This window comes from Aliinostoc maniaoense, from assembly GCF_058172895.1.
The window spans coordinates 362,656-386,903 of the sequence record NZ_CP187952.1; the positions used below are offsets into that span (position 1 = coordinate 362,656).

Consider the following 24,248-nt stretch of genomic DNA (forward strand, 5'->3'; position numbering starts at 1 on the left):
CCTTGCTCCCTTTCACTCTTGGTTGAAACCCCAACCCCGGTTCTCTCAAGTTGGGAAACCATGCACGGCAGTCACTCATGGGGGAAACCCCCTGTTCTGCGCGCTGCCTCACCACGAGACTGGCTCTTCCTTGTAGCTGGCTTTTTTCTCTGCTTTTTCAATTATTCCCACTCCTCAAATTGATTATTTGTACGACGCAACATAGAAGTGATTTGAGTGCGGTGAGTTTCAAAGTTGGCAGCGATAGAAATTAGGGCAATTCCCACTACTAAACCGATAACCCATTTTAAGAAGGGGTAACGCAAACTCAATATTACTAGTTGATAAATACTCGTGATGAAAAAGGTAATTGTTCCAACATAAAGGAATGCCCGTATACGTAAAGCTAATCCGGCAAAAATAGCCACCAGGGCAAACCCTCCAGAAATCAAGGGTGCGTGTTGATAAAATACAATTGCCCAGCCACAAATTATCCCACTGCCAATGACTCTGAGCGTGTGACGGGAAAGTTTATTTTCTGGTTGTAGCAGTTGGGGATCAACTTGGGCAAGATACAACAGTGATAATCCGATTACTGTCACATACCACAAGGAATCATATAGGCGTAAGCTATTAAACCACAAGAATAACGCCCAATCTATTAGCAGCACACTAATATATGTAAAGCGAATATTCTCAACTAACTTGGCGATGAAAATATAGTATCCAGCCGCTATTACTAATGTAATGGGGTAAACTTCTAGCCGAGTTTCTGCGAGAATCACTAAAGGAAAAATGTAAGCAGCTAATCGCCAAGGTTGTTTAGACCAGCCCCACCGCTCCCAAGGTAGAATATATAAACAGTAAGCGAATAAACAAGCGATCGCACCATTCCAAGGTACTAAAGGCCCTGCTAACCATTGTCCAACGGCGGTTTCCTTCCAATAAATTCTCATCGCCGCTACTAATAAGAAGCCGAGGTAAACCCAAAAATCGCCGACGGGAATACGTCCAAACACCCGGGTTTGATTGCCGTGGGTGGTTTGTTTCCCTTGTAAAATGGCATAGGAAATCAAAAATGCTCCTGTTCCTAAACCTACCATACGATTAACTACAATCGGTTGCAAAATCGCCGCCATCAGTAAGCCGCTACTCCAAACCCAATGTAAATGAGCAATTCCTCTAAGTTCTTGACGGCTGAGGCGTAACCATGTGACTAGCCAGGGAGTCAAAACACGGTAGGCGGACATAATTCCAGTTCCTAGGGTAGCCATTGCAATTAAACCATCACCCAAACCACCGCCAGAGGCTTGTAGCATTTGGTAAAACAGGAGTTCATAGGCAGATATAGAAATGCCGATAATTCCCAAATATAGTAAGGGTTTTAACTCACGGTTGCGTCGTCCTACTCCCACAAAGATTAATGCTACACCCAAAGAACACAACCCCGACCAATCGGTAAAAATATACAAGCGCAGTAGTACACTAAATGCACCATATATTAGGGGTAAAATATGCAAACTGCTGGGAAGTCTTGTTAATTGGAATTTCCGCCGCCACCATTCACCGAAAAGTTGTGAGCATAAGCCCAAGGCAATATTAGCAATAGCAATACGAATAATGGAACGTTCCCCAAAGCCTAACACCTCAGCAATTAACAACTCCATACACCAACCGATGCCATAAAATGCCCAGTTTGTCGGTTGTTGCCAACTGCGATAAACAATGGCTACTAAGGTAATAGTTGTAGGGATTAAGTACCAAAATTCAGCACTAACATAACCTTGATACACCAAGGACGAATGGAGAGTCAGGAATAATAATTCTACAGTACATAATGCGATCGCCCATCGCTCACAAGCAACTGCATAAATTCTGCTTAATTCATCATCTCGTCGTAACAGTGCTGTACGTCCTAACCATAAACTTAAAGTAGCGATCGCACCCACAATATACCATCCCGATATACTCAGGCGCGGTAAACCAGGGATACCTTGCCACAATAACGCACCGATGAAACTTAAACCAAAACCAATGGTAAATCCTGCAAATTGTTGCTTGCGTAGATAATGGGTATTAGCATACATCACACCAGTACCAACCGCTAAACCAATTAATCGAGTTCCTGGCAAGGGTAAGGTAAGTAACTGCGCCACACAAACAGTTATCACACCAGATAAACTATTGACGCTGCGGCGTTGATGTGTGCGACTAGCTAAAACTGTGAGTGCTATCGGTGTAGTTAACCAAATCACACCCCAATAATCTTGATTTTGAATTACACCTCTCCAAGCTGATTCTACATTTATCCACAGCAGCAAGAAACTCACCGTCGCCAGGGCAAATCCCATGTACCATGCACTACCTCGCCAGTCTACAGTTCTAGGAGAGGAGTTTTCTCTCTCACCTAAACTAAATCCCCACTCTGCCAACATCAGCAGTAATAAAACACTTGCCCACAGGTGTAATGCTAAATTCGGTAATAGCCAATTAATCACCGAGCAGAATGTCAGCACCCCTATTGTGTGTGTGAGATACACCAACCCAACAGGAAGGGGAGAACGCCGTTTGCTGACAATTACCAAAGTGATAGTCGAACACAATAAATTCAGCGATCGCAAGGTAGGATTAACGGTAGCGATCGTAGTTAAACAAGTGCCAAATAACAGGCTAAGAACCTCACCAAATTTTGCTAATTCTCGTTTCTCAACTGCGTATAAACTCTCCGTTACCACCACCATCAACACAAGGTAAGGAAATAACACCACACTTAACAAAGCCGAAGGTTCATTTTGCGACTGTGTCAGTTGTGTTCCCACAGTGATAGCCAACTGCTGTAACCCAGGGGGAACTAACCGCCAACCCAACCAAATCCCCTGTAAACCAATGACAAACAATAAAAATAAATCAAATTGCCAACTATATCTCTGCAATCGGACTGTTACCACCCACAAAGCCAGTCCACTCACCGCTATAGCTTGGGCTGGATGATTAAACACCGCTACCAACCAGCCAAAAAACAGCAAAGCTTCGCCAATTTTCGCCCAAATTACATCTAATTGCAGTGCAGGCGCATTATTTTCACTCTCTCCCCTGCTCCCCTGCTCCCTTGCTCCCCTGCTCCCCTGCTCCCTTGCTCCCTTGCTCCCCTGCTCCCCTGCTCCCCTGCTCCCCTGCTCCCTCCGAAGTTCCGATCGGAGGAAGCCTCCGCTCGGACTTCTCTCTGCTCCCCTACTCCCCTGCCGTGACAACCAAGTTCCTAACCACCCACAAATCCCAATTGCTAAACCTAATTGTGTTACATCCACCCTAGCAACAAATATTCCTCGTCCGAGGAGGAGTAATAAAGCATAAATAATTACAGTCGCATATAAATTAATTCCTAATCCCCGTGGTTGTTCCTCATCATTAGCTGGAGGTGGCTGGCGGCGATACTGATACAGCGTCAAGATAGTTGTCCCTACCATTGCCACATAAATTGCTGTCAGGGGAAATAACGGTAATTGCCAACCCCAATGCAAATAAATTAATCCCAAAATATTAAATAGAGGTAAATTCCCTCTAGTTGCACCAGTGATTAATGTACGATTTTTACATAATATAACAGTAATTACCGTTAATATAGGAACTGCGATCGCCACCGTCAACCAATCCAGAGGATTACGCCATAAACCAAAGCTATCCATCGCCCAAAAGTTAATCGGCACTAACAACAGTGTCACAATTAACAATGTCTGTGCTGTTAATCTCAGGTTATTTTGTTTACCAGCCCAAAAACTCAAACCCCAAAAACTCAAAGTATAAGCAAATAACACCCCATACTGTCCCGCCGCCGGAAATCTCTCCCACTGACTAGCCGCCAACACTCCAGAAGATAGTACGACTAAAAACACACCCAAAAACAGCAGCCACCGCACACTTAATTCTGCTCCCAAAGATTGCAACATTTGGTTGACAATATTGGGGCGTGTTGGTTGTTTTGGTGCTTCCGGGAGGTAAGCAATTAGTGGTTGTTCTAATGTTTGACGAGATGCAGTTACTTGCTGTAATTCAGGCTCAATTACTGGTTGTAACTCCACACGACAGGAAAGATATTGTCGGCATACTTGCCTAACTTGGATATCCGAAATTAAACCCAGGCGCAACCATATATCTAAACCTGTTAATAACTCAGGGTGGTTAGAGGATATTTTTAACTCAATTTTAGGGGGATGCTCAAAGGGTGGTGACATAAGCCGCAGTTCGGTAGATACCTCAATCATCATTTGATTAAAGTATAGTTATGCGATCGCTATGCCAGTTATCCTACTGACTCATAGTAATTATTCACCTAAATTTTCATTACTTAACTTTTGACTCTAGGTTAAAAAAGGGGTGTAGGGGTGTAGGGGTATAAGGGTATAGGGGTGTAAGGGAAGGACTTTTTCATGTTTTCTTGTGTAGGCAGTTCATAATTAATATTTAGTTAAAATTGTGCTTATGAATATTCAAACAAAATCAAAAATCCCAGTTGCATTAACTATTGCTGGTTCAGATAGTGGTGGCGGTGCAGGTATTCAATCTGATTTACGCACTTTTGCTTTCCATTGTGTTCACGGTACTAGTGCTGTAACTTGTATTACCGCTCAAAATACTCTAGGGGTGATGCGAGTTGATGCCATGCCACCAGAGGCTGTTATCGCTCAAATACAAGCAGTAATTGAGGATATTGGTGTACAAGCTGCCAAAACTGGGATGTTACTCAACCACGAAATTATTACGGCTGTTGCCCAACAAGTAGAGGCTTTAGAAATTCATAACTTAGTCGTTGATCCAGTGATGGTATCACGCACAGGGGCGCAATTAATTGATGATGATGCTGTGAATGTACTCCGCCAAAAATTAATACCCAAAGCAGCTATTGTGACACCTAATCGTTACGAAGCTCAGATTTTAAGCGGCTTACAGGTAAATTCTCTCGATGATATGAGAGCAGCAGCCCAATTAATTCATCGTAATTGCAAAGCCAAAGCTGTTTTAGTTAAGGGCGGCGGAATGCCAGGAAATGCCCGTGGTGTTGATATTTGGTTCGATGGGCAAAAATTAGAAACTTTAACTATACAGCAAGTAGATACTCCCAATACTCACGGTACAGGTTGTACTTTATCAGCTGCGATCGCTGCTCATCTAGCCAAAGGTGAAGATTTATGGCAATCTGTACAACAAGCCAAAAAATATGTTACTAATGCACTCACTTATGCCTTAGATATCGGCAAAGGACAAGGCCCCCTAGGACACTTCTTTCCTTTGTTATCCAATTAGGATTTATTGCGAATTGCGATCTTCTCTAAGAGAGGCTATGCCAACATAGACGGACGTTAGTCCATTACCAATTGGTTTTATTTTCTGCATCAGTGCCTAACTTCTTATATATATCTTGGCCTAGTTTCCTAGCTGACTATCTTTTGATAGTATGGCTCATACTTTAAATTCACCTTACTTTGATACCAAGCAAGCAATGCGAACAACCACCGGTTCTGTTCACAGCAACCCAGCCAAAACAACATCTGCCAATCATCCCACCTCCGTACCACTATACGTATATCGGGAATTAGCAGCAGAACTCAAAGCCACACAGTCTCAGTTGGATGCCCTGACTGCTAAAAACCAACAATTAGCGCAAGAAAATCAACTCCTGCGCCATGAAATTACTCAAGTGGTTAAGTCTTTTATACATTTGCAAAAATTAGTAGATTACCGAGCCACACCAAATTCTACTGCTACTCCCAATTCTGACTCGGCAGTAAAGAATATCTCTAATCATCAGTTTCTACAAGCTAAACAACGTCCACAGCCTACTCCTTCACGCCAACCTGTTGTACCTGAAGCACCCACCAGCAAAAGCCAATACTCTAATTTCGCTGTACCTGTAGTAGAAATCAATCCTCCCATACCAGAAACAGTCTTGATTGAAGAGCAAGAAGTGGGTTACTATCCTACCTCCAAGTCCGAACCCAAGGAAATCAATGGTTGGTGGTTAGCAATCAGTATCATAGTAATTATGTTGACAGCTTTTGGGGCAGGATATTTAATTGTGCGTCCTTTATTTGCACAACAAAGCCCTTAGCACCATTTACGCTGTCTAGGAGACGTGATGCCCTTGAGTTTACACAGTGGTTGAGAATAATCGCACCCAGGGCAACATCATCTTTTTAGCGATCGCACCTTAAAAAAAGCTGCTATTTCCTAAAATCAAATAGAACACCTACTGACTTACAGCTATCAAGTGTAAGGCTGTAGTTGATTATCACAAATTTTAAACTCCCCAGGCTGGATTCGAACCAGCGACCAATCGATTAACAGTCGATCGCTCTACCGCTGAGCTACTGAGGAATGATTGCTCTCACGATTTATAATATTAACGTAGTTTTTTAGATATGGCAAGTAGTTGCAGAAAAATTTTTTGACGATGTTGAACTCACAAATTTTTGGCAGCTAAAACCATCTCTAGGACAAGACTAGAGCTTTGGAAATCAACCTATCTAATTCATAATCCCATTCGCAATTGAGCCAGCTTTTGCCTAGCTTGCGGATCAATACTACTAGCTAAAAACCTGCTCTTAGATTGGGTGCGTGCTTTCGACCTTTGTTTTACCCGACAAATCGTAGTTTGTACTTCCCCACACAATTGCATTGCTGATAACCATTCAGCCCCATACCCCTGTACTGTTAACTGCTGTGCGCGGTCTGAGGTAGCAACAATAATGCGAGAAATCCGAGATTGCGAGAATTGAGGGCGCAAAGATGCACAGGTTTTTTCGATATACGAGTCTGCTGTTTGCCCAAAATCAGTGTAATGAACTGATAAAAATTCAGTGATAATTTCCTTATTGCTAGAGGTGTTTTGATAATGAGCATCAAAAACTATTTGAGTCTCATACCCTTGAAACGCACTGTAACTGGTCATTGTTTCTACAAGTTCCCAGCGTGCCGCCTCTAGTCCAACAGTATCACGGGTTTTTTTCAGGCAATGCCAAGAGCCAATTATGTTGTAGCCATCCACTAACAAGACGGCTGGGGAAAGGGAACGGGGCATGGTTTTTAATCACAATTTTCTAAGTTAACAAGATCCATTCATAACTTTTATAGTAATAGAAGCATCTCCTGTAACACTATGTTACAAACAACAAAATAATATGATTTAATTGCAAAGTTTGCGTCAAAAACCCTCTGAATCAAAACAGCGACGCGTTTCAGGTGCGTCGCTGTTGTGAGAAATTATTGATAACTGGAGACTGGGACAGACAAGGGAGTTAAATTGACTGAATTTATTCCATCAATCTTTGTTTGAGACGCTGAGGTTCACCACTGTCTATGAGTTGCCCTTTTTCTAGTAAAAAAGCACCATCAGAGTAATTTAACTCATCTAACCTGTGCGTCACCCATAAAGCAGTGATACCTCTACTTTTGACAAGTTTGCGGACACTAGCCACTAAATCCAATTGGCTATCAGGATCTAGCAAAGCCGTGGGTTCATCTAATAATAAGACTTCACAGTGACGAGCGATCGCACCCGCTATAGCTACCCGTTGTTTTTGTCCCCCACTGAGTGCATAAATTGGGCGTAGTTGAAAAGCACTTAAGTTAACTGCTGCCAATGCCTCTTGTACCCTAGCTCGCACCATCTTATTGGGCAGTTTTTCTTCTACCAAACCAAAAGCCACATCTGCACCCACAGTTGGCATAACTAGTTGATGGTCAGGATTTTGAAAGACAAAGCCAACAGGATGCAAAACCCCAATTTCTCCAGACTCAGGAGCTAAAAGTCCGGCTAGCAAACGGAGTAATGTAGATTTGCCACTGCCATTTGTACCCAACAACATCCAAAATTCACCCTTGGGTACTTCCAAAGAGCAAGATTCAATCGCTGTCTGTCCATTAGGCCAACTAAACTTTAAATCTTTAACTACAATGCCTGCGGCCGTCATCAAACACTCCTGAGTCTGAAACCCTTTTTTAATTTAGAAGTTTTGAGGATGCGTCAGTATGAGCAACCGTTACGCATCCTACATTGGGCATATTTTTGGGACTGGAAATCCCTTACTCACCAGCTAAGGCAAAAAATCCCGGTGGCCTGCCGCTACTGGTGCTGACACCATCTTTTTCAGTAATCTGGACTCCGGTTATTTCACTGGCACGAACAGCGATTTTTTTCTCTGTCTTGCCTTCACACTTAAGTTCTACAATGTCAGGATTTCCAGAACGCATAGCCGCCAAAATTAGCTGATACACAGCTTCAGCATCTTCTGCTGTCTTCCGTTGAACTGATGCCGGAAAAGCGGTATTTCTGATGGTTAAGTCGATGGTAAACATTTAGCAGTAACTACATATAACTGTAGGACTCATTTTAGCGTCATAACAATGGGGTTAGCAGGTCATCGACAGTCTCCAACGGAGGCGCACCCACCACAAGGGCGAAAACAACAAGTAAAATTCTCTTTCCCCCTGCCCCCTGCCTTATTTCTTAGGAGCAGGCGCACTGGCGGGACACCAACCCCTATGAATGAAAGAAACACTTTTTTCTTCCCCTATACCCCTATACCCCTACACCCTTACACCCCTGTTTCTTCAAACTTTGATGACCTCTCTCCTTTTAGGTCAGGCACAATTTTTTGTATCAAAAATAAAATTATTTCTCCAGTCCCCTGGAAAAATTAGCGATTTGCACCTAGAATTATTAGAGTCAGTAAAAAATTGTAAACTAGATTGACAACCTAGTAACATTTCTGTATGTAGATAGCTTCATTATGCTCATCTACATCAAAACCCGTACTTATAAAGATTTGGAGATTTTTTCTCATGACCATCGCAGTAGGACGCGCCCCCAGTAGAGGGTGGTTTGACGTACTAGACGACTGGTTAAAGCGCGATCGCTTCGTATTCGTAGGTTGGTCAGGAATATTACTATTCCCCTGCGCCTTCCTAGCATTAGGCGGTTGGCTAACCGGTACAACCTTCGTCACCTCGTGGTACACCCACGGACTAGCCTCATCGTACCTAGAAGGGGCAAACTTCCTAACAGTAGCAGTATCCAGCCCCGCAGACAGCATGGGACACTCCCTGTTGTTACTGTGGGGGCCAGAAGCACAAGGGGATTTCACCCGTTGGTGTCAATTGGGTGGATTGTGGCCCTTCGTAGCCCTACACGGAGCATTTGGACTAATTGGGTTCATGCTACGTCAATTTGAGATTGCGCGGTTAGTAGGAATCAGACCATACAACGCCCTAGCATTCTCAGCCCCCATCGCGGTATTCGTCAGCGTCTTCTTGATGTACCCCTTGGGACAATCATCTTGGTTCTTCGCCCCCAGTTTTGGAGTAGCAGCCATCTTCCGGTTCTTATTATTCCTGCAAGGATTCCATAACTGGACACTCAACCCCTTCCACATGATGGGAGTAGCAGGTGTATTAGGTGGAGCATTACTGTGTGCGATTCACGGTGCAACCGTAGAAAACACCCTATTTGAAGACGGCGAAGCATCAAACACCTTCCGCGCCTTCAACCCCACCCAATCAGAAGAAACCTACTCAATGGTGACAGCAAACCGTTTCTGGTCACAGATATTCGGGATTGCTTTCTCCAACAAACGCTGGTTACACTTCTTCATGTTGTTTGTACCAGTTACCGGGCTGTGGATGAGTGCTGTCGGAATTGTCGGTTTAGCCCTCAACCTGCGCGCTTATGACTTCGTATCCCAAGAATTACGCGCTGCGGAAGACCCAGAATTTGAAACTTTCTATACCAAGAACATTTTGCTGAACGAGGGTATCCGCGCTTGGATGGCTCCTCAAGATCAGCCTCACGAAAAATTTGTATTCCCCGAAGAGGTACTACCTCGCGGTAACGCCCTCTAAGGGTGATGATTTAACATTCATCAATTTTTCAGAGTTTTCATACCCTCCGCTAAAATGCGGGGGTTTTTCTTTAAGAGCAAACTACTCATTACTCATTACTCATTACTCATTACTCATTACTCATTACTCATTACTCACTACTCATTACTCATTTGATCAAATTAATTTTTCATATGCTATAGTAGTCGAAGGTTAACGCCCAGAGATATATTCTCTGCCTTTTTGAGACTAAGACCGTTTAGGCAACAAGGAGGTGATGCCCATGATAGAAAGTAGTAAACGCATGGGTCATCAGGTTGCAGTTAGCCGGCTGTGCGCCGGGGCTGTTCTCTAAAAGTTAGCCTTAATCTGCTCGTCAGATTAAGTTGGCTACTAGTAGCTAGGCTAAAGCACGGAGTTCCTTCCGGCAGTCTGGTTGCAACCTGAAGACCCGCTAGACCGCTCTGATATAGATCATCTGATCTAACATCAGAGCGGATAGTTTTTTATAGGTATCCTAAGATTTATTGATAGTTGCCGACGGTAATTTGAGCAGCGATCGCGTTAAATTCAGTTAAGTGATTACTGTTGAGACTTGAATTAATATGGCGCAACTACTAACTGATGCAGAGATTCAAGCACAAGCAACCAAGCTTTCAGGGTGGACTGTAGAAGGTTCTAAGTTGGAAACTACCCGCAAATTTGCCGACTTTGTTACTGCCATTGGATTTGTCAATAAATTGGTAGAACCTGCGGAATCAGCCGGACACCATCCAGACATACAGATTTCTTATAACAAAGTGCAAATTACATTAACAACACATGATGCAGGTGGGTTGACACAAAAAGATTTTGATTTAGCCAGAGTAATTTCTGAGATTAGTTAAATAGTGTGATCGCAGCCAGTTTAAGCCGCAGATGAAATAAAACTTTGCAGAGAGTAGGGAACTTTTTCCACCCTACTCTTTCTTTTTTATGGGAGGTAATGAAGTGTGACAGTTAATGAGGCGATCGCCTATCCCTTGCCATGTAGCTCAAATATCCTATAATAATAGGCTATATAGTTATGTTTTTGCATAAGTTAATTACATCAATTTTTAACATTAAGTTAATCAGTTATTAGCTTTGCGAAAACTAAAATTGTAGTAGTGGCAACTATGCCTCATCGGCAGATTTTAACTAAGATGTCGAATGGTGAGAATTAAGTGCAGCGAAAACAATTATCTATACAAGGTGTGAGGAGAAAAGTAAAGATGTCTAATTTATTGTGGAAATCCCTAGTCGTTAGTCCGGCGGTATTAGGAGCAAGCCTGTTGGTTTCTTCAACAGCCATCGCCGCCCCCACTACAACCACAGAAGCCCCAACAACTGTAGTACCAACTACAGAAGTAGCAACAACAGAAACTACAGTCACTGAAGTTGCTCAACAACCAGCAGTTGTGGCTCAAGCAGCCCCAACCACTGAAAATACAAAAGTAATCGACCAAGTTAACCGCTATAGTAACGAAGGCAGAAACAACACTTCTCTGTCTCAAGTTACATCAGTTTCTCAGTTTTCCGACGTACAACCAACCGACTGGGCATTCCAAGCATTACAATCCCTGGTTGAGCGTTATGGCTGTATCGCTGGTTATCCCAACGGCACATATCGCGGTAACAGAGCCTTAACCCGCTATGAATTTGCAGCAGGTTTGAACGCTTGTTTAGATCGGGTGAACGAACTGATTGCGACAGCTACAGCTGACTTAGTCACCAAACAAGATTTAGCCACCTTACAACGCCTGCAAGAAGAATTTTCTGCTGAACTAGCAACCTTGCGCGGTCGTGTAGATACATTAGAAGCCCGGACTGCGGAATTGGAAGCCAACCAATTCTCCACCACCACCAAACTTGCCGGTGAAGCTATTTTTGCAGTAACTGATGTGTTTGGAGATAATGTCGGTGATGCCAATAACACCGTATTCCAAAACAGAGTTCGTTTAAGCTTAAACACCAGTTTCACAGGTAGAGACTTATTAACTACCCGTTTAGCTGCTGGTAATGCTAGCAGATTCGTAGACCCTGCAACCGGTCAACCTACTACTGGTGGTGAAGGTTTACAAACATTCCAAGTTGGTAGCACTGGTAACAACAATGTTGTCGTAGACCGACTGACCTATGAAGCACCTGTAGGGCCTGCTCAAGTCTACTTGGCAGCTGTCGGTGGACGACACAGCCATTATGCTGCTGTTAACAACCCCTACTTCTTCGACAAAACAGATGGTGGTAACGGTGCGTTATCTAGCTTCTCTTCTGAAAGCCCCATCTATCGGATTGGTGGTGGTGCAGGTATAGCAGTAAATCTACCCTTTGGTAAAGGCGGCGGTATCCTCAGACCCAGTTCCTTAACTTTAGGTTATTTAGGTTCTGAAGCAAACAATCCCGGTGTTGGTTCAGGTATCTTCAACGGTAACTATGCTGCATTAGGTCAATTGAACTTTAGTGTAGGCGATCGCTTGGCATTAGCTGCAACTTATGTTCACGGTTACACCGGTGCAGGCAGTCAACTATTCGCAAATGAAGACAACGTTGCTTTAGTAGGTACTCCAAGAGCTAATACTTTAACTAACTCAGCTTCTAGCAATTCTTATGGCTTATCAGCAGCCTTCAGACCTAGTGATAAATTATCAATTAGTGGCTTCGTCTCTTATACTGATGTCACAGAAACTGGTGTAAATAATGACAAAGAAGTCTGGAGTTACGGCGTTGGTGTAGCATTGCCTGACTTTGGTAAGCAAGGTAACGTATTGGGTATTTTCGCAGGCGCACAACCTTATTCACTTTCTCGTGCCGGACTAACTCCCGGTTCTAATGAAGTACCCTACCAAGTTGAAGGATTCTACAAATATCGTGTTTCTGACAACATCTCCATCACTCCTGGTATCATCTGGTTGACCAATGTTAACCAAAGAAATAACAGCGACGATGCGATTATCGGTACTCTCAGAACTACTTTCACCTTCTAGAGCATTCCTGATCAATTCAAGATTTTAAACATCAAAACCCCGTTTTATAGCGGGGTTTTTTATATTGTCTCCGGTTAAAGACTTATCTTGACATACTCCTTGACCTGAAGGTACAAGGATTCTCTAAGTCTCACGGCTTAGATTTCTGCTTCTTAGCAACTGCCTCCACCCCAAAGGTTTTTCGGTCTTATGTTTGCTCCACAGACTTAAATTCCCGGATGTCCCTCGGTATGTACTTAAGTGTAGCAGAAAGCCGTCCCAAAAGGACGGGGTTTCAGACCCAGAGGTTTCGATGAAGGCAGCAACGGGGCAGGGAGCAGGGGAGCAGAGAGAAGTCCGTAGCTTGCTTCCCGTAGGGTGCGGAGGCTTCCTCCGTAGGGAACTTCCCTGCGGGACGCTACGCGAACGGAGGGAGCAGGGGAGATATCCCCCACAAGGGGCGAGGTTTTGTTGGCGCAGCCTTTGCCACGCAACGCTACCGAGAACTCGTAGAGTACCTAGCTTTTTCCAATAAATTATTATGCTTAAATTCTGCAACAGAGAAAAATATCTCCTTTGTCAAAAAAGGGACAAAGCCTCGTAAAATTAATATTACTTATTATTCACAGGAGCTGATGCCATGCCAATGGCGGTTGGCGTAATTGAAACATTGGGTTTTCCAGCAGTGTTAGCAGCAGCAGATGCAATGGTGAAATCTGCCGCAGTCACACTAGTGTATTATGGGCAAGCGGAAAGTGCGCGCTTGTTAGTTGCCGTTCGGGGACACGTTGCTGAAGTAAAAACAGCAGTTGCAGCTGGAATTGAAGCAGGTGAACAAGCTTATGGTGGTGAAGTGATCACCCATTATATAGTTCCCAATCCCCCAGACAACGTGGAAGCAATTTTACCAATCCACTTCACCCAAAAATCTGAGCCTTTCCGAATGTTCTAAGCAATTTCGTCATCAAAATTTGTAGCGAAACTTCGTACAATTCACTGATACACCAACAAACCCATAATTTTATTCATACAGGAGATTAGTAATGTCACTACAAGCAGTTGGAGCTTTAGAAACTAAGGGTTTTCCTGCTGTATTAGCCGCAGCAGATGCAATGGTTAAAGCTGGCCGAGTTACCCTAGTTGGGTATATCAGAGTGGGTAGTGCGCGTTTTACAGTCAATATTCGGGGGGATGTTTCTGAAGTTAAAACTGCTATGGCGGCTGGTGTAGAAGCAGCACAAAATGTTCATGGTGGCACTCTAGAATCTTGGGTAATTATTCCCCGTCCCCATGAAAACGTGGAAGCTGTCCTGCCCATTGGCTACACCGAAGCAGTTCAACAATATCGGGACTCCGTAGAAAACCCCATCATTCGCTCCTCTAATGGACGTTAGAGCCAATCTACACAATTAGGTGTGATATTTCTGGTCTATAAAAGGAGATAAGGAAATTAAATCAGTGAACAGTGATCAAGTAACTGATAACTGTTCACTGATGACTGATGATGCCTGATCCACATCAATTTTAAAACGGAGTTGAAGATTGTATTCTTTTAACTACGCTAGATGATGTAGTGACAAGAAATATTACAAAATTTTCAGATTCTCAAAGGAAAGTTTGTCTAGCGAAACTTTTAGGCTGTAAACAGTGTCTTTAATGGAGGTAATTCCGATTAAATCCTTCCAATAGTCGTAAAATGTTACGTTTTCTCAACCCTTTGATCATAAAAGCCCATCCTCTACTTGTTCATCCTGACCACAGGGAAGTATACAAAAGTTTAACTTCAACTAAATAGAGGGAAATGCTTGATATACCGTAATTTCCGGGAGTTATAACCTAGCGATCGCCATAATTTTAAGTAAATTCCTGCATAAAGTTAGTGAATTTAGACGTAATAACAATGGAATCGCTGAGAAGTCTTCATCCACATGATGGACTCACAAGCAAGTGCTAGCTAATTATTTGAGTGGGATCAAAGGGGGTTGTGATGCAAACTTTAAAACAGGGTTTTGAGGAATACAATCTCACTATGGCAACGGAAGCAGAAAAACTAGCGCAATTTTGGCGCAAGCGGCTAGCTGCGGAGTGTCCAGAACAAAATGTAAGTGTCACAGCTAGAGAAAGCATTGTTCTCTGGCTACTAGGACGTGATTTACAAAGGTTTGATCTGCTCAACCCCAAAGAACTTGATATTGCTAAACAAGCGATGGAATATCGCTGGAAAATCTTAACTCAACGTTACTTAGGTGTAGGACGAGAACGCGCTTATCGTAACTTGATCACTCGTTTAGGGAGTGTGGCAACATTACGCAATAAAATTCAAACCTGGATTTCCCTGAGCCGCGATCGCCAGCGTAATGTCATGGATGTTTTACAAGAAGTGCTGCAAGAACTACTGCAAAACGATAATTATATGCAGCAGCAAATGGCGTACATTGCTGAAATCGCCCTAGATAAACGCCTAAAAGATACTTTATTATTTGCCGCCACAGAAGAGTATTGCTTACGACCAGTACGAAATCAACCCTTGTTAGTGTATCGCTTTGTTAACTATCTCCGCCGTTCTCAACGTGGTGGGTTAACTCAAGTACCTGGTAGTGACTTAGTACGGCTAGTTTCCGAAGAAGTATTAACAGATGACAACGATAATCGAGTTAACTTAGTAGATAGTCAGGCGATCGCAGAATATCAAGAAGCACAACAATTAGAAGAACAACAACTACTACGGCAAACCGTCCAAGCAGAATTTGCTAACTATTTACAAGAAAACTTAGATAAAGAAGCAGTAGAGTGGCTAAAACTCTACCTCCAAGGCAAATCTCAAGATGAAATCGCCAAAAAACTCAACAAACCCATAAAAGAAATCTACCGCCTACGGGAAAAAATTAGCTATCACGCCGTGCGTGTCTTTGCCCTCAAAGGTAAACCAGAACTCGTCAATAGTTGGCTATCAATTTCCTTAGAAGAAAATAATTTAGGTTTAACCCCAAATCAATGGCAGGAACTTGAGCAAAAGTTAACTCCCATAGGTAAGCAAATCTTAGCTTTACGCAAAGCTGGTAACTCCATAGAAGCCATAGCCGAACAACTACCACTCAAACCCCATCAAGTCATGGGTGAATGGACAAAAGTCTACCTCGCCGCCCAAGCCATCAGAAACCAAGAATAACCGTTTCCCGTTAAAGCCATACAACAGATTGCGAAGTATTTGCCCAGTTTTACAGCCAATACTTCGCAATAAAAAATTGGAGTAGTTCACCGAGTATATTTATTGACGGCTCACTAGACTTAATACCAACATAAAATATGAAAGAAATAGTTACTAAAAATATAGTCGAATATTTCTAGCTTTGTAAGGTTTACACCGTTCGGCTGATGCTCAAGGCGAAGCCTTACTGGACTAACTACGAGCCACTCTATCTAGTTATTGATTTTCAATGTTCTAGACTACTTTAAAATATGAGGTTATCTAGTCACAGAGGCTTTGAACATCCAACAGGAGAGGTCGCTTGTATTGCTAGGCTCATAAACTTAATTATAGCAAGTTCATTGAGTATTAGATGAATTTGTTAAAACTTGAATATATTTGACTAGACAACTAATAACTAGACTTAATACCAAGCTAACAAACCTATGTGGTCTCCAGACGGTAAATTATCTGATACCAAAGCCAATAGCCAGGAAATGCCACCCGCAACTCCTAGTATTTGGGAGCAAGAACCAGAACGCGAACAGATATTTAAACTGATTGATAGCTTCTTATCCTTTGAAGCTTGTTTATACCACCAAATACTGCCCCTAAAATTAGAAAATCAGCAATTACTGCTCGGTATGGTTCATCCACTGGATAACGGGGCTTTAGATTATGTCAACCGCATTGTGTCCTATGCCAATTACACAATGATCACCCAGGAAATTGCGATCGCAACCCACCGTAGCATTCTCTCAGTCTATCTCACCTATAAAAATACATCTTTACCAGAAAAGGAACTCACACAACCAGCAAATACCACAACTAATTTAGAACAACATCCCGATGACAATCCTGCCACGATGGATTCTATACCCCCATCCTCACAGCATCAATCTTCTGCTCAAAGTCCCGGCGTTGTTCCTGTTGGTAATCAGTCAGTGGAAAATGTGAGTTTCAACGATATGACTGTTTTGCAGTTGCATCGGCCAGAAGTATTCACCTCTATAGAAGAACTTACAAGTTTACCACCTAAGAAATTACTAGAAGAGCTACTAGCACGAGTCTTAAGTGGGGGAATTGGTCGTCTGTATTTAGAAAGACAACCTTATCAGGGGAGAATTATCTGGAGCGATAACGGGGTTTTACAATCAGTGTTAGAGGATATACCTTTATCTATTTTTCAAGGGGTACTAAATGAATTGAAGCGTTTTGTGGCTTTGCCTGTCACCAGACACGCAGAACCAAGACAAGTAGAAAAAGAATGCCTGTATCAACAAACCCGCGTATTATTACGGATTCGGGTTATGCCAGGAAGCTATGGCGAAGAAGCTACATTACAAGTGCTACGGGGAGCAGCTTTAAAATTCTATCAACAGCAACAGGTAGTTAATCTCAGCCGAGATGTTATCCGTATTTCTCAACAACTCAGCCATAAGCTACAGGAATTGAATCAAAGATTGTTACTCAATCCAGCCCTGAAATCGGAAGAATCAGACGCTATTCTAGCTCTGAACCAATTAATAGAAAACCTAGACCAACAAATCAAAGTACTGACGGCAAATAACCAATTACCCCTGTGATACTCCCCCAGTTTAGATGACACCTGCAACTATGCTGTTGTTTACCTGTGGCAGCGAGCCAGGCGGGATATTCCAGTTAAGCAAGGGGGCAGGGGGCAGAGAGCAATGCGGTCTTCTCTTCGAGACGCTCCGCGAAGGGCTTTGCCCAAGTGGAGCAATTGCGGAGGAGCAGGGGGTAGAGGAGATAATTTATTGTCTGGAAGTACCTAAGCTCAATCATAGGTTTGACACTCCCCCGACTGTTTAAATTTCGCTACGCTCATTTAAACAAAAAGTCGGGGGATTCTCTAACAAACACTTAGAAGGGACAGTCAAAAGTCCCCCTACCTGCTTGACATCACTGAACATACGACATCCATGAGTCTTACAGCTACGTTATTTATTCAATTAATTAATGCTTTCCGGGGTTCTCCACTCAGCCAATGTTGCGGTACACTCAGCTACTTGCCATTACTTACATTCTTGGGATATCGACTCAATGCGATTCCGAATATGTCGGGAGTTCGCCGTACTAAGAAGCTTCAACGTGCAGGAGTATTACCTTACTCACGCTACTATTTTACCATTTTTTTTGACTGCGACTAAAGTCGCACGAGTCACTTTTCCTCCTCGATCTTTAGATGCGAGGCTACCAAGTTTCCCGTATTGTCGGGTGTCAGTAAAACCTCTGATTGCGATTTTCTACACAATTGTTATGTTGTAATGACAATCGAGACTATCTCTTTTGGCAGTTCTGGTTACAATTATCACAAACTTTCTGTCTTTATCTATAGCCAGATTGTGGTTTTAAAACTTAAAAATACCTAGCTTTATTTTCCCTTCCCAAATTTATTTTTAGTAGATATTTCATGCAGACCGAGGTTTTTAGTGAAATTTTCCCTTTGTTGAGTACAGCCAACCCACAAACCCTAGAGTGGCTACTCAATGTTGCCATTGAACATGAATACCCAGTTGGAAGAGCCGTTTTAATGGAAGATGCTTGGGGTAACGCCGTTTACTTCGTAGTTTCTGGCTGGGTGAAAGTCAGGCGCACCTGTGGAGAAGATTCTGTTGCCTTAGCCATCTTGGGTAAGGGCGATTTTTTTGGAGAAATGGCGATTTTGGATGAATCTCCCCGGTCAACAGATGTAATTGCCCTTTCTCCAGTCAAATTGCTCAGTATTTCCAGAGAACGTTTTATTCAAATACTGTTTAAAGATCCCCAGTTACACCATCGGATGTTGCAGTTAATGGTACGGCGATTGCGACAAATTAATCAACGTTTACAAATTAGGACTTCACCACCTGCGGTTAAACTTGCTCATACTTTAGTCAGTTTAGGTGAAAGCTATGGCCATGAATCACCAACAGGTAAGGAAATTTTAAATATACCTTTTAAAGATTTAGCAGAAGTGACAGAAATTGGTGTTGAAGAAACGACTAAAATTATGGAAAAACTACACGAAAAAGGTTGGATAAAAATTGATCATGGTAACAATATTGTGCATCTGATAAATTTTAAACAGTTGGTGAATTTAGCCGGGAAAGTCTCATAATTGCTAGTTACTAAGCATTGATTTATAAAGTAAATATAAAATTTTTCTTAATTATTAATACAAATACCCATAAAGAATTTAATGTTTACTTTATAAATAATCTCTGAGAAAGCAGTGTTTTGTTAAGCCAAGTCAGGTGGGCGAGTCTTTAGTTGCGATATGGCAAGCATTAGTGAGCTTGACCTGGGCGAGTTTTTGTCCGGTTGGCTCTATTGTGGTAGCTGGTGCTGCTGGATACCTAAATGCGGAGTCTCAGGTTGTGAACTATTGACTATTGACCATGAACTATTAACTATTAACTATGGACTGACTTTTGACTCAGAACTTACCACTCTTAACTACAGATGACTGAAGCAACAGCACCTCGTATCGATATTAACGTCCAGGAAACCGTGCCGACGATTTATTATCAGGTGGCAATGCCACAACCAGAAACGCATCTATTTGAAATTAATTTACGAATTGTAAACCATACATCATCAATTCTTGACTTAAAAATGCCGGTATGGACACCAGGATCATACTTGGTGCGGGAGTACGCCAAAAATTTACAAGATTTTGCGGCTTTTGCAGGAGAAAAGCCTTTAAGTTGGCGTAAGGTTAGCAAAAATCACTGGCAGATAAATACAAGTGATGTAGTAGAAGTAACCATAAAATACCGTATTTTTGCTAATGAGCTATCGGTAAGAACCAATCATCTAGATTCTACTCACGGGTATTTCAATGGTGCAGCCCTGTTTTTAAGACTGGTGGGTTGTGATAATTTACCTATCCGTGTAAGTGTCATCCCGCCCTATCCTCAATGGCGAGTCACTACCGCCTTACCAAAGATCCCTGACAAATCTAATACTTTTTATGCTGCCGATTTTGATACTTTGGTAGATAGTCCGTTTGAGGTAGGCGAGCATCAGGTGTATCAGTTTGATGTGTTAGGAAAACCTCATGAACTAGCTATTTGGGGACAAGGAAATTTTCAAGTACAGCCATTAATTAGCGATATTCAAAAAATTGTTCAAATAGAAGCTGAGATGTTTGGCGGTTTGCCATACGATCGCTATGTCTTTTTGTTACATTTATTTGCCCAAGCCTATGGAGGTTTGGAGCATAAAAACTGTTGTTCTTTGATTTATCAACGGTTTGGATTTCGCGCTCAAGATAAATATGAACGGTTTATCCAATTATTAGCGCACGAGTTCTTTCACTTGTGGAATGTCAAGCGCATTCGCCCTAAAGCCCTAGAGGTGTTTAATTACGATCAAGAAAGCTATACACCTTCTTTGTGGTTCTGTGAGGGGACAACTAGTTACTATGACTTGCTTATTCCTTTAAAGGCAGGGATTTATGATGCTAAATGCTATCTAAATTATTGGAGTAAGGAGATTACCAGATTTTTGACAACTCCAGGGAGGAAAGTACAATCCTTGGCTGAGTCGAGTTTTGATGCTTGGATTAAACTGTATCGCCCAGATGCCAATAGTGGTAATTCCCAAATGTCCTACTATTTGAAGGGAGAAATGGTTTCTTTGCTGCTAGATTTGCTAATTAGGGCGCGGCATCGCAACCGGCTTTCTCTGGATGATGTGATGCGGCAAATGTGGCAGGAATTTGGGCTACCAGAAATTGGCTATACACCCCAACAGTTGCAGGCAATTATTGAATCTGTAGCCGGAGTGAATTTAACAGAGTTTTTTGATGCGTATATTGATGGTACAGAGGAATTACCATTTAATGAGTATCTAGAACCGTTTGGTTTACGTTTGGTGACAGACAAGGAAGACGAGCCTTATCTGGGAATCAAAGTACATACCGACAATGGTAGGGAAATGATTAAATTTGTCGAGGCTGGTTCTCCTGCCCAATTAGCTGGGATTGATGCAGGTGATGAACTGCTAGCGATCGCAGGTATTAAGGTGACATCTCATCACCTGAGCGATCGCCTTAAAGATTATCAGCCAAATGATACCATTCAAGTGACAATTTTCCACCAAGACGAACTGCGGACTTTATCCGTCACCCTCGCACAACCGCGTGCTACGAAGTATCAGGTAGTAGCAATACAAAATGCCGACTCCGTACAACAAGAGAATTTTGCTGGCTGGTTAGGTACACCCCTATCTACAATTTGCTAACCTCAGCAATTTTGTGGATGCTTGGTAAATTTACTTTGTTTTGGCCAATACTTAGCCGCATAAAAATTTGGGAATACCTACGAGAATCCCCACTTTATCAATAACCTCTAGCTGCCTAGTTTACCAGATTGTAAGCGATCGCCTGAGCTAGAGGTTTTTACATTGTTTCCGGGAAAAGGCTTTGAAAGCTAGATAATATTGCCTAGAAACTACCAGTCAAAAGAGTATTTAATACTCAAAGTCCTACCCCTAGCCGCAGCGTAAGCACTATCGTTTGCTTGCAATTGCGAAACTACAGGAAAATATTGATTATCAAAAAGGTTTTCTAGTCCTATTTGTAATGTGCCTGTACCGAGCTTCACACTACTTATGTAATCGACTACAAAATAACTCTCTACAGGTCTTCTACCAAAGGCGGTGGTGTTATTAGTAAATACTTCTCGACTACCGGAAAATAGAGCTTGTAGACGATTTCGCCAACCGGGTAAAGTCTCATTTTCTACATAGGCGGTGATTTTTAATGGAGGGATTCTAAACCCATCTAATGATTCATAATCACCATCATTATTAGTATCAATTTCACCACCAATTAAGGTAAATGTCCCGCCTAATTGCCATTGAGAACTCGGTTGTACGTCAACGGCTGCTTCTAAACCATAGATTCTTTCTGGGGCGCGAATTACAGTCCCCGGTGCGGTGAAGGTTGTACCCAAGTCTGACTCGTTGTAAAAGGCTGAGAGTGAAGCTTGGACAGTATCCCATTGTCCCCGAATCCCAATTTCATAGTTATCTACTTTTTGCGGTTCAGGATTAAGAGTTTCTACGGAAAAACCTGGTTGGGCGTTGCGGAGTGCTAACCCAATATCTGAGAGTGAGAAACCTTGAGCATAATTCGCAAAAACACTTATTTGTGGATTGATAGCGTAGACTGCGCCGACATTGAACAGAGTCGCATCAAAGTTTAAATCGCCACCGGGAATAGTGACGTTGGGATTAGCTAAGGTGCTGAAATCATCGACACTGACATCAGCATTTTCGTAGCGCACACCACCATTTAATACTAAGCGATCGCTAATTTCCCAATTCAATTGTGCGAATAATCCCAGACTCCTTAATTCTAAAGGCGGAGTCCAAGAGCGATCGCCTGTTTTGCGAAATGCTAACCCCCCACTAGCAGCAAACGCCGCTTGATCAAATACCGATACAGGTTGGGATGTATCTTCTTTAGAGTAATCGACACCCCAAAGTAGTTTAGCTGCACCTTGGTTAAATAAAGGTGTTTCTATTTGCAAACGTCCGCCATACTTTTCTGATTCCACCCGTGATTGAATGATTTCATTCCCTAAACTGGCAAAGTTACGACCATCAAAGGGAAAGAAGCGGGTTAAGTAATCCCGATAATACAACTGTGCTTGTAATTTGCTGTTGAATAAGTCGTCATGGGTGTATTGCAGGTTGATGAATGTATTTTCATTCCCTGGCTTTTCATCCAAACTCAACCCTTCCAAAGCACGAGCCTTTTGCCTGCCTAGGATAGTATTAACGCTGGGGTCACTAGCAATATTTGTATCTTGCTTCTCATCGAAGCGGTTAAAAGTCAGTTGTAGACGTTGATTGGTAGCGATATCAACGCCGAATTTACCAAATAAGCTAATACTAGAAGCATCAGAAAAGCCACCTTGGGCGTTAGGATCAGAAGGAATGCGATCGCCTTGAGCATCAAAGAAGCCGCCAGTTTTCGCTACAGCAAAGTTAAAGGTAAAATCTACATTCCCTTGTCTAGCCGAGAGCAAATGCTGGAAGTTGGTGCTAAAACTTTCTCCTTCTAAATTACCCAAAGCTGCACTCACACCAACTTCTGTCCGCGAAGTCAAACTTTCTTCGGTGGGTTTGCGGGTAATGATATTAATCACACCTCCAGTAGCACCATCACCATAAATTGCACTGGGGCCGCGTACCACTTCAATTCGTTCAATCGCCGCCGTATCAATCGTTCTCAAATCCCGTGACGCATTACGAGTTGTAGATTGGGGAACACCATCAATCAAGATTTGCGGATTACGTCCCCGCAGAGTCAAACCGAAATTACTAGCACTTTGTGTTGGTGGTGCTAACCCAGGAATGGTTTTACCCAGAATTTCGATTAAATTACGGGAAGTGCTGGCTTGTTTCTCTATTTGTTCGCGGTTAATTACGGTGATGGAACGCGGGACATTTTGTAACGGTGTTTCTGTACGTGTGGCTGTCACCACCAGTTCTATTGGTTCATCCGCTTCCGCAGTTGGTTGTTCTGGTGGCGTTGGGATTTGCGCTTCATTCTCTGGCGTTTCTGGAGAATCAGCAGCTACTTCTGTAGGTGTGAAGGCTAAAATTAAACCCTGATCACTATCAAATAACTCAACTCTGGGAAGGCTTTGCTCACCTGTTACCGTCACTCGGATAGTATTGTCATCCTGATTAACTATAGTGATACCTGTTACACCTTTAGCTGGGTTGTCTTGGCTGAATGTATTTCCCTGCGCCAAATTCAGTTGAGCGTTAGTGATATTAGCAATCAAACTATTGCCTTGATTCTGTGTTGCTATCCGCAATTGTTCGGCGGCGGTGGTTTCTAGTATCACCTCTACACCTTGATCTGTCGGAACAACCTTCACACCAGTTACTTGAATCAATGTCTGTGCGTTAGGTGTTGGTGATTGTGTTAGTAAAGGGGTGTAGGGGTGTAGGGGTGTAGGGGTATAGGGAAAAGACGTTTTGATTTCCTCTGTTGGTGATGCTGTTTCCTGACTTTTAGCAGGGTGATTGAGTAATGAGCAAATAGAGCCTGTAAGCAAGAGAAAAAAAAGGATGTTTCCGGGTTTCATTTTCACTTCACACCTAAAAGTTGCGACTGGATCATGTCTATTGACATCACCCATCGCAGATTTTTATTGATTTGTATTCGCAATAGTCTTTAGACTTATAAAAATATCTTT

The 24,248-nt window shown here is 42.6% G+C and carries 17 protein-coding genes and 1 tRNA gene; 12 read left to right on the plus strand and 6 right to left on the minus strand.

Annotated features, from left to right (window positions below):
* Window positions 1–161: 161 nt before the first annotated feature.
* Window positions 162–4,211, minus strand: coding sequence for a DUF2157 domain-containing protein (locus ACPZ3T_RS01540; RefSeq protein ID WP_490277088.1), 4,050 nt, complete (start codon window positions 4,209–4,211; stop codon window positions 162–164).
* A 247-nt stretch (window positions 4,212–4,458) separates the two neighbouring features.
* Here ACPZ3T_RS01540 and thiD point away from each other — a divergent pair, with 247 nt between their 5' ends.
* A complete protein-coding gene (gene thiD, locus ACPZ3T_RS01545) occupies window positions 4,459–5,280 on the plus strand; it encodes a bifunctional hydroxymethylpyrimidine kinase/phosphomethylpyrimidine kinase (protein WP_490273234.1) in 822 nt (273 codons plus the stop codon).
* Between the two features lie 196 nt (window positions 5,281–5,476).
* The gene (locus tag ACPZ3T_RS01550) at window positions 5,477–6,085 is read left to right on the plus strand and encodes a hypothetical protein (protein ID WP_490277089.1); all 609 of its coding nucleotides are present in this window, start codon (window positions 5,477–5,479) and stop codon (window positions 6,083–6,085) included.
* Window positions 6,086–6,279: 194 nt separating this feature from the next.
* Here the strand turns inward: ACPZ3T_RS01550 and ACPZ3T_RS01555 are convergent.
* The 4 genes from ACPZ3T_RS01555 to ACPZ3T_RS01570 all read right to left on the minus strand — a co-directional run bounded on the left by ACPZ3T_RS01555 (window position 6,280) and on the right by ACPZ3T_RS01570 (window position 8,331).
* Window positions 6,280–6,351 (minus strand) — tRNA-Asn (locus ACPZ3T_RS01555).
* 154 nt (window positions 6,352–6,505) lie between these two features.
* A complete protein-coding gene (locus ACPZ3T_RS01560) occupies window positions 6,506–7,054 on the minus strand; it encodes an NYN domain-containing protein (protein ID WP_490273235.1) in 549 nt (182 codons plus the stop codon).
* 232 nt (window positions 7,055–7,286) lie between these two features.
* The gene (locus ACPZ3T_RS01565; protein WP_490273236.1) at window positions 7,287–7,946 is read right to left on the minus strand and encodes an ABC transporter ATP-binding protein; all 660 of its coding nucleotides are present in this window, start codon (window positions 7,944–7,946) and stop codon (window positions 7,287–7,289) included.
* Window positions 7,947–8,058: 112 nt separating this feature from the next.
* Window positions 8,059–8,331, minus strand: coding sequence for a UPF0367 protein family (locus ACPZ3T_RS01570; RefSeq protein ID WP_490273237.1), 273 nt, complete (start codon window positions 8,329–8,331; stop codon window positions 8,059–8,061).
* Window positions 8,332–8,817: 486 nt separating this feature from the next.
* On the opposite strand from ACPZ3T_RS01570, the gene psbD reads away from it, so the two are divergent.
* From psbD to ACPZ3T_RS01620, 10 genes are all read left to right on the plus strand, one after another.
* Window positions 8,818–9,873, plus strand: a complete 1,056-nt coding sequence (gene psbD / locus ACPZ3T_RS01575) for a photosystem II D2 protein (photosystem q(a) protein) (RefSeq protein ID WP_490272761.1) — start codon at window positions 8,818–8,820, stop codon at window positions 9,871–9,873.
* Window positions 9,874–10,457: 584 nt separating this feature from the next.
* Window positions 10,458–10,739: a 4a-hydroxytetrahydrobiopterin dehydratase gene (locus ACPZ3T_RS01580; RefSeq protein WP_490273238.1), complete on the plus strand. Its 282-nt coding sequence runs from the start codon at window positions 10,458–10,460 to the stop codon at window positions 10,737–10,739.
* 366 nt (window positions 10,740–11,105) lie between these two features.
* Window positions 11,106–12,857, plus strand: a complete 1,752-nt coding sequence (locus ACPZ3T_RS01585) for an iron uptake porin (protein ID WP_490273239.1) — start codon at window positions 11,106–11,108, stop codon at window positions 12,855–12,857.
* A 292-nt stretch (window positions 12,858–13,149) separates the two neighbouring features.
* The gene (locus ACPZ3T_RS01590; protein ID WP_490273240.1) at window positions 13,150–13,371 is read left to right on the plus strand and encodes a hypothetical protein; all 222 of its coding nucleotides are present in this window, start codon (window positions 13,150–13,152) and stop codon (window positions 13,369–13,371) included.
* Between the two features lie 105 nt (window positions 13,372–13,476).
* Window positions 13,477–13,788, plus strand: a complete 312-nt coding sequence (locus tag ACPZ3T_RS01595) for a carbon dioxide-concentrating mechanism protein CcmK (RefSeq protein ID WP_490273241.1) — start codon at window positions 13,477–13,479, stop codon at window positions 13,786–13,788.
* A gap of 91 nt (window positions 13,789–13,879) precedes the next feature.
* On the plus strand, window positions 13,880–14,230 hold the full coding sequence (locus ACPZ3T_RS01600; RefSeq protein ID WP_015139154.1) for a carbon dioxide-concentrating mechanism protein CcmK: 351 nt from the start codon (window positions 13,880–13,882) through the stop codon (window positions 14,228–14,230).
* A gap of 593 nt (window positions 14,231–14,823) precedes the next feature.
* Window positions 14,824–16,005: a HetZ-related protein 2 gene (locus ACPZ3T_RS01605; protein ID WP_490273242.1), complete on the plus strand. Its 1,182-nt coding sequence runs from the start codon at window positions 14,824–14,826 to the stop codon at window positions 16,003–16,005.
* 464 nt (window positions 16,006–16,469) lie between these two features.
* Window positions 16,470–17,609, plus strand: coding sequence for a GspE/PulE/PilB domain-containing protein (locus ACPZ3T_RS01610; protein WP_490273243.1), 1,140 nt, complete (start codon window positions 16,470–16,472; stop codon window positions 17,607–17,609).
* 848 nt (window positions 17,610–18,457) lie between these two features.
* Entirely contained in the window at window positions 18,458–19,144 is a 687-nt protein-coding gene (locus tag ACPZ3T_RS01615; RefSeq protein WP_490273244.1) for a Crp/Fnr family transcriptional regulator, read from the plus strand.
* 344 nt (window positions 19,145–19,488) lie between these two features.
* Window positions 19,489–21,273 (plus strand): M61 family metallopeptidase, encoded by a 1,785-nt coding sequence (locus ACPZ3T_RS01620; RefSeq protein WP_490273245.1) that lies wholly within the window; start codon window positions 19,489–19,491, stop codon window positions 21,271–21,273.
* A gap of 209 nt (window positions 21,274–21,482) precedes the next feature.
* On the opposite strand, the gene ACPZ3T_RS01625 is transcribed toward ACPZ3T_RS01620, so the two are convergent.
* Complete coding sequence (locus ACPZ3T_RS01625; protein WP_490273246.1) at window positions 21,483–24,107, minus strand: TonB-dependent siderophore receptor; 2,625 nt, start codon at window positions 24,105–24,107, stop codon at window positions 21,483–21,485.
* Window positions 24,108–24,248 lie beyond the last annotated feature (141 nt).

What these genes read in the sequence shown, in the direction of transcription:
- ACPZ3T_RS01540 (WP_490277088.1), bottom strand. Translation starts at nt 4,211, where the DNA reads ATGTCACCACCCTTTGAGCATCCCCCTAAAATTGAGTTAAAAATATCC.
- thiD (WP_490273234.1), top strand. Translation starts at nt 4,459, where the DNA reads ATGAATATTCAAACAAAATCAAAAATCCCAGTTGCATTAACTATTGCT.
- ACPZ3T_RS01550 (WP_490277089.1), top strand. Translation starts at nt 5,477, where the DNA reads ATGCGAACAACCACCGGTTCTGTTCACAGCAACCCAGCCAAAACAACA.
- ACPZ3T_RS01560 (WP_490273235.1), bottom strand. Translation starts at nt 7,054, where the DNA reads ATGCCCCGTTCCCTTTCCCCAGCCGTCTTGTTAGTGGATGGCTACAAC.
- ACPZ3T_RS01565 (WP_490273236.1), bottom strand. Translation starts at nt 7,946, where the DNA reads ATGACGGCCGCAGGCATTGTAGTTAAAGATTTAAAGTTTAGTTGGCCT.
- ACPZ3T_RS01570 (WP_490273237.1), bottom strand. Translation starts at nt 8,331, where the DNA reads ATGTTTACCATCGACTTAACCATCAGAAATACCGCTTTTCCGGCATCA.
- psbD (WP_490272761.1), top strand. Translation starts at nt 8,818, where the DNA reads ATGACCATCGCAGTAGGACGCGCCCCCAGTAGAGGGTGGTTTGACGTA.
- ACPZ3T_RS01580 (WP_490273238.1), top strand. Translation starts at nt 10,458, where the DNA reads ATGGCGCAACTACTAACTGATGCAGAGATTCAAGCACAAGCAACCAAG.
- ACPZ3T_RS01585 (WP_490273239.1), top strand. Translation starts at nt 11,106, where the DNA reads ATGTCTAATTTATTGTGGAAATCCCTAGTCGTTAGTCCGGCGGTATTA.
- ACPZ3T_RS01590 (WP_490273240.1), top strand. Translation starts at nt 13,150, where the DNA reads ATGAAGGCAGCAACGGGGCAGGGAGCAGGGGAGCAGAGAGAAGTCCGT.
- ACPZ3T_RS01595 (WP_490273241.1), top strand. Translation starts at nt 13,477, where the DNA reads ATGCCAATGGCGGTTGGCGTAATTGAAACATTGGGTTTTCCAGCAGTG.
- ACPZ3T_RS01600 (WP_015139154.1), top strand. Translation starts at nt 13,880, where the DNA reads ATGTCACTACAAGCAGTTGGAGCTTTAGAAACTAAGGGTTTTCCTGCT.
- ACPZ3T_RS01605 (WP_490273242.1), top strand. Translation starts at nt 14,824, where the DNA reads ATGCAAACTTTAAAACAGGGTTTTGAGGAATACAATCTCACTATGGCA.
- ACPZ3T_RS01610 (WP_490273243.1), top strand. Translation starts at nt 16,470, where the DNA reads ATGTGGTCTCCAGACGGTAAATTATCTGATACCAAAGCCAATAGCCAG.
- ACPZ3T_RS01615 (WP_490273244.1), top strand. Translation starts at nt 18,458, where the DNA reads ATGCAGACCGAGGTTTTTAGTGAAATTTTCCCTTTGTTGAGTACAGCC.
- ACPZ3T_RS01620 (WP_490273245.1), top strand. Translation starts at nt 19,489, where the DNA reads ATGACTGAAGCAACAGCACCTCGTATCGATATTAACGTCCAGGAAACC.